Below are 9,111 nucleotides of genomic sequence, written 5' to 3' on the forward strand. Positions count from 1 at the left end.
TATGGCGGGTAAAATCATGTAAAATTAAAGAACTTTGAACAGTATATTTTTCGTCAGGATCTGTCAATTGCGGACAGATGCCAGGTGGAATAGGCGATAAAGATTGGTAACCGGCGCAATATGAGATATAATGAATACTGTATAATAAGAGCGAAAAAAGGTGAGAGTATGCGCGGTCGGTTTGCCCCCAGCCCGTCGGGACAAATGCATCTGGGCAATGCCTGGACGGCGCTTTTGGCCTGGCTGGCCAGTCGCAGCCAGGGAGGGTCTATGGTGCTGCGGCTGGAAGACCTGGACCCGGGCCGGTCCAGATCGGAATATGCCGCCGGTATTATGGAGGATTTGCAGTGGCTGGGACTTGACTGGGACGAAGGGCCGGACCGGGAAGGCCCTAACGGCCCCTACCGTCAGTCCGAACGCCGTCAGTTATACCAGGAAGCGGTAGAGCGTCTGGGCCAGCAGGGTTTGGTTTACGAATGCTACTGCAGCCGGGCTGAACTGCATGTTGCCGAGGCGCCTCATGCCGGCGAATCAGAATGGGTTTATCCCGGGACCTGCCGCTGTTTCAGCCGGGAACAGCGGCAGAAAAAATTACGTTCAGGCAGGCGGCCGGCGTTACGGCTGGCTGTGCCCGATCAAACCCTGACATTTACCGACGGACTGTACGGAGAGGTCCGGCAGCATCTCCCCTCCGCTTGCGGCGATTTCGTCATTCGCCGTTCCGACGGAGTGCATGCCTATCAGTTGGCAGTGGTGGTGGACGACGGGCTGATGCGGATCAACCAGGTAGTTCGAGGTCAGGATCTCCTGACCTCTACGCCGCGCCAACTGCTCTTGTACCGCCTGCTAGGCATGCAGCCGCCGGCTTTTACTCATGTACCCTTATTGATCGCGCCTGACGGTCATCGCCTGTCTAAGCGCCAGCAATCCTTATCTTTGGCGGCACTCAAGCAAACCGGCGTCCGGGCTGAGCGCATTATTGGCTACTTAGCCTGGAAAGCCGGCCTGCTGGAACAGGATCAATCTGCCGCCGCCGCCGACCTGGTCCACCGATTCAGCCTGGACCTGATACCCCGACAGGCGGTGGTAGTGCATGATACGGAAATCTTAGGGGAGCGTTGAAAAGAGACCCTGTTTCGAGGCTGGGTGTTTTTTACAACAGCCTATTAGGAGGGATGTCAATGCGTGCCGACTTCCACACCCATCCCCTGGCGCATCGCTATTACTATGAAGGAATCCGGCCCGCCGATCTGACCGAACGGGATAAGAAGGATATTGTTTGCGTCTTGCAATTATCGGTTGAACGGGGGCTGGATGCGGTGGCTGTTACCGATCACGACTTAGCGCTTTCCGGTCTCTGGGCCAGGCAGTATGCCCTGGAAAACAGGATGCCGCTGCGGGTCGTTCCCGGCTGCGAGTGTGAACTGTATTTCATGGAGGAATATGTTCATTTTTTAGCCCTCAATTTAGCGCATCCCCTTGACTACACGTCCTCCACCCCGCCGGAAGAGTTAGCGGCTCAGGTGAGAAGCCAGGGCGGAATCCTGATATTGGCTCATCCCATGGCCTACCGGTCAGAGAAGGTTTATCGCGCCCTAAAGACAACCGTACAGGGTGTGGAATACCGCAACGGCGCCCAGGAACTCAACGGCCGTCTTTCCTGGCAAAAGATCCTGGAAGGGGACCGGTACCGGGGGCTCCGACTTCATAACAGCGATTATCATTACCTGAAACGCACCTGCTCACCCCGGACTATGCCTTCGGAACAGCGCAAGGCCTACAATGAAATGGATGTGGCCGATTTTGTCCGGATTTTCGGACCAGAGCGGTTTAGCCCGTAATACCCATTGACTAAAGAGCATGTCCAAGTTATTATAAAATCAATAGAAATATTTCTTCTTTTGAATGAAATGCGGCTGGGATATAAAGAATTTGGGGATGTTCGTTACTTTAGTTACAAGGAGGGTGCGCAGCATGTCGGATAAGGTGCTTTCACAAGCGGAAATTGACGCTTTGGTGGCAAGCATGGCCCAAGGGAACAATCCTCCCGGATGATATGCACACAATTCGCTGCCGTAAAAAAAGTAAGAAGCAAGTGATGCCTTATTGTCGTATGAGCGTGAGCAATGGGATGGAGACGGGAGCCTGTTCAGATTTTGAACGGGCTCTTTTTTTGTAGATAGAATTTTTTTGATCAGCCTCTAAATTTATATGGCCGCGATTGTTATGGCAGCATGTTTCCCCGTTTATCCTCACAAACTAAACCGTGGGATGTTCTGCATCTTTCTAATTTTCTCCTGACTTTTGCGGCGTTTTGTGATACAATTTCAGAGTAAAACATGAATAATAATCACGGAAAACGAATTAATGTTCATATTTTCGATTCGGGAGGCATGGCAATGAGCAATCATTCTATACGGCGGGTTTATGTAGAGAAAAAACCGGGATTTGATGTGGAAGCCCGTAATTTATTCGGCGACCTGAAGACCAGTCTGGCCATTCCGGGTTTGCAGGCAGTCAGGATTATCAACCGCTACGATATCAGCGGCCTGACCGATGAACAATATCAGGCCGGTTTGAACAGCATCCTGGCTGAGCCGCCTGTGGACCGGCTGTATGAAGAAGAGTTCATTCCCGCACCGGGAGAAAAGCTGTTTGCCATGGAGTATCTGCCGGGCCAGTATGACCAGCGGGCGGACTCGGCGGCTCAGTGCTTCGCCATTTTGGCCCAGCGGGAACAGCCGGCGGTACATAGCGCCAAACTCATTGTCCTGGCCGGCGGCATCACGGATGCACAACTGGACCGGATCAAAGCCTATTGCATCAATCCCGTGGAATCCCGGGAAGCTGCCCTGGACAAGCCGGCAAGCCTGGAACTGGATGTGGCGGCGCCGCCGGATGTGGCGGTGATCAGCGGTTTCATCCGGTTTGATACTGTGCAGATGACGGACATTCTTAAGGACTATGCCCTGGCCATGAGCGCTTCTGACCTGGCTTTCTGCCAAAAATATTTCCGGGATACTGAGCAACGGGACCCGACTCTCACCGAAATCCGGCTGATCGACACCTACTGGTCGGACCATTGCCGTCATACCACTTTTTTCACTGCCATTGAAGGGGTGGAGATTGAACCGGGAGAAATGGCCAGCCCTATTGAACAGGCTTACCGGGAGTATCTGGCTGCCCGGGAGTTTGTCTACAGTGACGGGCAGAAGGAACGAGCCGTTACCTTGATGGACATTGCTGTCATGGGCATGAAGGAGCTGAAAAAGCGGGGGAAGCTCCAGGACCTGGACGAATCAGAGGAAATCAACGCCGCCAGTATTGTGGTGGAGGCTGATATTGACGGCCGGCGGTCGCCTTGGCTGGTGATGTTTAAAAACGAGACCCACAACCATCCTACCGAAATTGAGCCTTATGGCGGGGCAGCCACCTGCCTGGGAGGGGCCATTCGGGACCCTCTTTCCGGGCGCGCCTATGTGTATCAGGCCATGCGGGTCACCGGCAGCGGTGATCCAAGAACGCCGGTAGAGGACACTCTGCCGGGCAAACTGCCCCAACGGAAAATCACCACGGGTGCTGCTGCCGGCTTTAGCTCCTACGGCAATCAGATCGGCCTGGCTACCGGCCAGGTGGCAGAGCTGTATCATCCCGGCTTTGTGGCCAAACGGATGGAAGTAGGGGCGGTCATCGGCGCCGCCCCCAGGGATAATGTGCGGCGGGAACGCCCGGCCCCCGGCGATGTGGTGCTGCTGTTAGGGGGCCGCACCGGCCGGGACGGCTGCGGCGGCGCTACCGGTTCTTCCAAGGAGCATACAGCCGAATCCTTGTTCACCTGCGGCTCGGAAGTGCAAAAAGGCAACCCGCCCACCGAGCGGAAAATTCAGCGGCTGTTCCGCGATCCGGCAGTCAGTCGCCTGATCAAACGATGCAACGATTTCGGCGCCGGCGGGGTAGCCGTAGCTATCGGCGAACTGACCGACGGCATCGAAGTAAACCTGGATGCAGTACCTAAAAAATATGAAGGCCTGGATGGCACTGAACTGGCTATTTCTGAATCCCAGGAGAGAATGGCAGTGGTGGTGGCCGCCGGCGATGCGGCGCAATTCATTGCCGCAGCCCGGGCCGAAAACCTGGAGGCCACCATCGTGGCCTCTGTCACCGCCAACCGGCGGCTTGTCATGGGGTGGCGGGGAAAAACTATTGTCGATATCAGCCGGGATTTTCTTGATACCAACGGGGTGCAGCAAAAGGTCTCGGTCCGGGTCGCTTCCCCGGATCCTTCCGGCTTTTTCTCAGGCCTTCTGCAGCATCAGCCTGTGTCGCCGGATCTGAAAGCCGCCTGGCTGCATACTTTGTCTGACCTGAATGTGTGCAGCCAAAAGGGCTTAGGGGAGAGGTTCGACAGTTCCATTGGAGCGGCTACCGTTCTTATGCCCTTTGGCGGCCGGTTCCAGGATACGCCGGCCGAAGGCATGGCAGCCAAGCTGCCGGTGTTGAACGCCACTACGACCACCGCCACTGTGATGACTTACGGCTATCTGCCCCAGATTGGCGCCTGGAGCCCCTTTCACGGGGCTGTATACGCCGTGGTGGAAGCAGTGACCAAGATCGTGGCTATGGGCGGTGATTACCGGCAGGTCCGGTTAACCCTGCAGGAATACTTTGAGAAGCTGGGCCAGGACCCCAACCGCTGGGGAAAGCCCTTCGCCGCCTTGCTGGGGGCCTATCATGCCCAAAAGCAGCTGGGCATTCCGGCTATCGGCGGCAAGGACAGCATGTCCGGCACCTTCCTGGACTTAGACGTGCCGCCTACCCTGGTGGCCTTCGCCGTTACCCCGGTTCATGCCGGCCAGGTGATTTCACCGGAACTGAAGCAGACCGGCAGTCGCCTGGTTCTGATACCTGTCGAACGGGGCAGGAATAACTTACCGGACTTTGCCCTGCTAGCGAAAAACTATGATAAAGTCCATGCTCTCGTGAAACAGGGACAGGTGCTGTCGGCCATGAGTCTGCGCTATGGCGGCCTGGTTGCCGCAGTCAGCAAAATGTGCTTTGGCAACCGTATCGGTCTGGCCTTTGAGCGGGAAATGAGCCAATCCGATCTGTTCTCACCCGATTATGGATCGCTGCTGCTGGAACTGCCACCCTCTCTCGATCCGGCTGTTGTCTTGGGTGATGTGCGCTATACAGTACTGGGGCGGACCCAGGCTGAGCCGATTATCACGATAAATGGACAATCCATTCTGTTAGACGAGGCATATCGGGCCTGGTCTCAGCCCCTGTCAGGCATCTTCCCCCTGACCGCCGACCCGGCGACCGGTGAACCGCCGGTTATCGCTTACCCCCAACCTCATATCGGCCGTCCGGCCGCCAAGCTGGCCCGGCCCCGGGTGATCATTCCGGTTTTCCCCGGAACTAACTGCGAGTATGATTCGGCCGCTCCCTTTACCCAGGCCGGGGCTCAGGTGGACACATTGGTGATCCGCAACCTGACCCCCCGGGACATAGAAGAAACCGTGCTGGCCCTGGCGAGCGCTATTGACCGGTCCCAGATCGTCATGCTGCCGGGAGGCTTCAGCGCCGGCGACGAGCCTGACGGTTCCGGCAAATTCATTGCCGTCATGTTCCGCAATCCCCGGATCAAAGAAGCTGTCCGCTGCCTGCTGCAGCAGAGAGACGGACTGATGCTGGGAATCTGCAACGGTTTCCAGGCTCTGGTCAAGCTGGGGCTGGTTCCTTACGGCGATATTGTGGATATCTCCCCGGATATGCCCACTTTGACGTTTAACTCCCTGGGACGCCACATTTCCCGCTTTGCTTTGACCAAAGTGACTTCTGTGCTGTCTCCCTGGCTGGCTAATGCCGAGTTGGGAGATATCCATTCTCTGCCTTTTTCCCATGGGGAAGGACGGTTTGCCGCCTCTGCAACCGCCCTGGAAAAATTGGCGGCTAACGGGCAGATTGCCGCACAATATGTGGATGAGGCCGGACTGCCTCGCCATGACATCGCTCATAATCCCAATGGCTCACTTTACGCGGTAGAAGCCATCACCAGCCCGGATGGCCGCATCCTTGGGAAAATGGGCCATTCCGAGCGCACCGGCTCCTATGTGGCTCAAAATATTCCCGGCAACAAGGACCAGGGGATTTTTTCCGCCGGTGTACAGTATTTCCGTTAAGCAATGAAATTTTGGCAAAATCCGGCTTTGTTTGCCAGGAGATCGATTTATCCTGACGAATACTGTATACATTGCCTCTTTATTATGGGTAGTGTAGCATAGTATCAGGAGGAGTAGAAATGAGAAAATTAGTTTGGTTTATAACAGGCATCTGGATACTCGCTGTATTGGCAGCCGGTTGTTCCCGGCCGGCGCCTTCCCAGCCGGCGCCTCAGATTCCGCCGGTCAAGAAGCTGACAGTGGGGATGCTGAAACTCACCAGCTCGGCGCCGCTGTTTATCGGCATTGAAAAAGGATTTTTCCGGGAACAGGGATTGGAAATAGACGTCAAGTGGTTTGAGGCGGCCCACCCGATTGCCGTGGCCACGGCCTCCAACCAAGTGGATGTGGGAGGCACCGGCATCACTGCCAGTCTGCTTAACATGGTGGCAGGAGGACAAAACCTGTCCATTGTGGCCGACAAAGGCCGGGAAGAAAAGGGATACTCGTCATCCGCCCTTCTGGTTACAACCGATCTTTGGAATCAGGGCGTTCGATCCATCGATAAACTGAAAGGGAAAAAAATCGGCATTACCCAGACCGGCTCCACCTTCCACTATATGATCGGCCGTTTGCTGGAGAGCAAGGGACTGACTCTGGCTGACGTGGAACTGGTACCCCTGGGCAAACTGGGCACCTTAATGGCTGCGCTCCAGTCCAAACAGATCGATGCCGTGATTGTGAACGAGCCGAATATCACGAAAGTATTAAAAGACGGTTACGGTAAATTGGTGGCTCAGGTCGGCGATGTGATAGAATACCAGACATCAGGTCTTTTCTTCTCGCCCGGGCTGATGCAGGACAAAGAAACTGCCATCCGGTTTATGAAGGCTTACATCAAAGCCAATCGCTACTATTATGATGCCGCCCTGGTGAAAAAGGACGGCAAGCCTGCCCCCGGCGTCAATTTTGAAGAAGTCGTCACGATTATTGCCGCCTATACCGGCGCACCGGTAGAGGACGTCAAGCTGGGCCTGCCCTATATTGACCGGGACGGCCGGCTGCTATCCGAAGATATCGGCCGGCAAATCGAGTGGTATACTAAAAACAAGATGGTGGAAAAGCCGCTGGATCCCAAGAGCGTATATGACACCTCATTGGTGGACGCGGCATTGCAGCAATTGAAGTAGGTGAACCCTGGTGCGCATTGTCATCGAAGCAGTTTGCAAGGAATATACAGGGCGGCAGGAACAATCCCTGCTGGCCCTTAATGATATCAGTCTGACTGTGGAACAGGAAGAATTTGTCGTATTGGTGGGCCCCAGCGGCTGCGGTAAATCCACCCTGCTGAATCTGGTGGCCGGGCTGCTGGCGCCCACATCCGGCGTCATTGCCGTGGAAGGACTGACCGAAGACCGGGACCCGGCTGTCGGTATGGTGTTTCAGGAAGTGGGCCTATTTCCCTGGCGAACCGTTGCCGCCAACATTGCCTTTGGCCTGGAGGAAATGGGCATTGGGCGGCAGGAACGGAAAACGCGGCTGGCCCATTATATTTCTCTGGTGGGTCTGACAGGGTTTGAACAGGCTTATCCCCATCAACTGTCAGGCGGCATGCGCCAGAGGGTGGGAATCGCCCGGGCTTTGGCCATTCAACCGGATATTTTGCTGATGGATGAGCCTTTTTCCGCTTTGGATGCCCAGACCCGCACCCTCATGCAGGAAGAGCTCCTGCACATTTGGGATAAAACCCGTCTGTCCACTCTGTATGTTACCCACAATATCCAGGAAGCCGTCTATCTGGCTGACCGGATTGTGGTACTATCCCGCCGCCCCGGCCGCATCAGCAGCATTATTGCCGTGGATATCCCAAAGTTTTCCCGGGACCAGGAACAGTACCGGTATTGTTTCAATACCTATGTGGATGAAATTTGGCGTCTGATTCGCAAGGATGCGGAAGAAGCTCTGCGGGAAGGGGAAAGCTGATGGAAAAAGAAACCTTTCGCCGGGAAGTCAAATACCGTCTGGCGTTTCTCGAAAGAGCGCTGCCTTATTGGGCTTCTTATATATCCGTGATTATCCTGCTGATCATCTGGGAACTGTTGGTCAGGATGGGGGTGATAGCCGGGCTATATCTGCCGGCTCCCAGTTCCATCATGGCTGCTGCGGCTCAGATGATTGCCAGCGGTGAGCTTTTGACTAACCTTCAGGCCAGCCTGATCCGAATCGCCGCCGGATTTTTCATCGGCAGCGCTGCCGGCATCCTGACCGGCCTCTTGACCGGGATTTCCCGGCTGGCGGAAGTCACCGGCAATCCGGTGATCTATTCCTTGTATCCCGTGCCCAAAATTGCTCTCCTGCCGCTGTTTGTTCTCTGGCTTGGCATCGGCGAATTGCCTAAGATCACGATGATTAGTTTGGGCGTGTTCTTTCCGGTGGTCATTAACACCTATTCCGGGGTCAAAAACCTGGACCCCTTGCTTATCAAAGCCGCCGTCACTTTTGGCGCCGGCCGGGTCAGCCTGATGACCAAAGTCATTTTGCCAGGATCTCTGCCGGTTATCTTCGCCGGCCTGAAGCTGGCGGCCGGAACCTCGCTGCTGCTCCTGGCAGCGGCGGAAATGATCGCTGCCCAGGAAGGAATCGGCGCGATGATTTTACACTATGGCGACCTGATGCTGACCACCAAGTTGATGGTGGGTGTGGTCACTTTGTCCCTGCTGGGAGTAGTGTTTAATCATCTGCTGGGGTGGGTGGAGCGGCGGATGATCCCCTGGAAACAGTAGGGGAGGAGGGGGCCGTTGAAAAAGGCCCATCTGCGTTGTTGCTCCTGCGGGCGGGCTCAGTCAGAAAGCGTCTCTTTTCGGATTCTAGGCAATAGATATTTTGCTGTGACTACGCCGAAAAGCGAACTGCTTTCTTCCTGATCTCACGATGCTTCGCATCTTTCTAA

General features: G+C 55.4%; 6 protein-coding genes. All 6 read left to right on the forward strand.

Translation table 11 applies throughout. The features are described from left to right. Nucleotides 1-168 precede the first annotated feature (168 nt). The 6 genes from gluQRS (at nt 169) to ALO_RS08185 (ending at nt 8,944) form a co-directional block, all read left to right on the forward strand. On the forward strand, nt 169-1,122 hold the full coding sequence (gluQRS, locus tag ALO_RS08160; RefSeq protein WP_004094678.1) for a tRNA glutamyl-Q(34) synthetase GluQRS: 954 nt from the start codon (nt 169-171) through the stop codon (nt 1,120-1,122). 59 nt (nt 1,123-1,181) lie between these two features. Then, nucleotides 1,182-1,841 carry a PHP domain-containing protein gene (locus ALO_RS08165; protein ID WP_004094680.1) on the forward strand — a complete coding sequence of 220 codons (660 nt, stop codon included), beginning with the start codon at nt 1,182-1,184 and terminating at the stop codon, nt 1,839-1,841. 558 nt (nt 1,842-2,399) lie between these two features. Continuing rightward, entirely contained in the window at nt 2,400-6,182 is a 3,783-nt protein-coding gene (locus tag ALO_RS08170; RefSeq protein WP_004094682.1) for a phosphoribosylformylglycinamidine synthase, read from the forward strand. 119 nt (nt 6,183-6,301) lie between these two features. Further along, nucleotides 6,302-7,351: an ABC transporter substrate-binding protein gene (locus ALO_RS08175; protein WP_004094685.1), complete on the forward strand. Its 1,050-nt coding sequence runs from the start codon at nt 6,302-6,304 to the stop codon at nt 7,349-7,351. A gap of 10 nt (nt 7,352-7,361) precedes the next feature. Continuing rightward, on the forward strand, nt 7,362-8,144 hold the full coding sequence (locus ALO_RS08180; protein ID WP_004094687.1) for an ABC transporter ATP-binding protein: 783 nt from the start codon (nt 7,362-7,364) through the stop codon (nt 8,142-8,144). Next, entirely contained in the window at nt 8,144-8,944 is an 801-nt protein-coding gene (locus ALO_RS08185; protein ID WP_004094690.1) for an ABC transporter permease, read from the forward strand. The genes ALO_RS08180 and ALO_RS08185 overlap by 1 nt, the downstream gene beginning before the upstream one ends. Nucleotides 8,945-9,111 lie beyond the last annotated feature (167 nt).

It is taken from the genome of Acetonema longum DSM 6540, assembly GCF_000219125.1.
GTDB classification, from domain to species: Bacteria; Bacillota; Negativicutes; order Sporomusales; family Acetonemataceae; genus Acetonema; species Acetonema longum.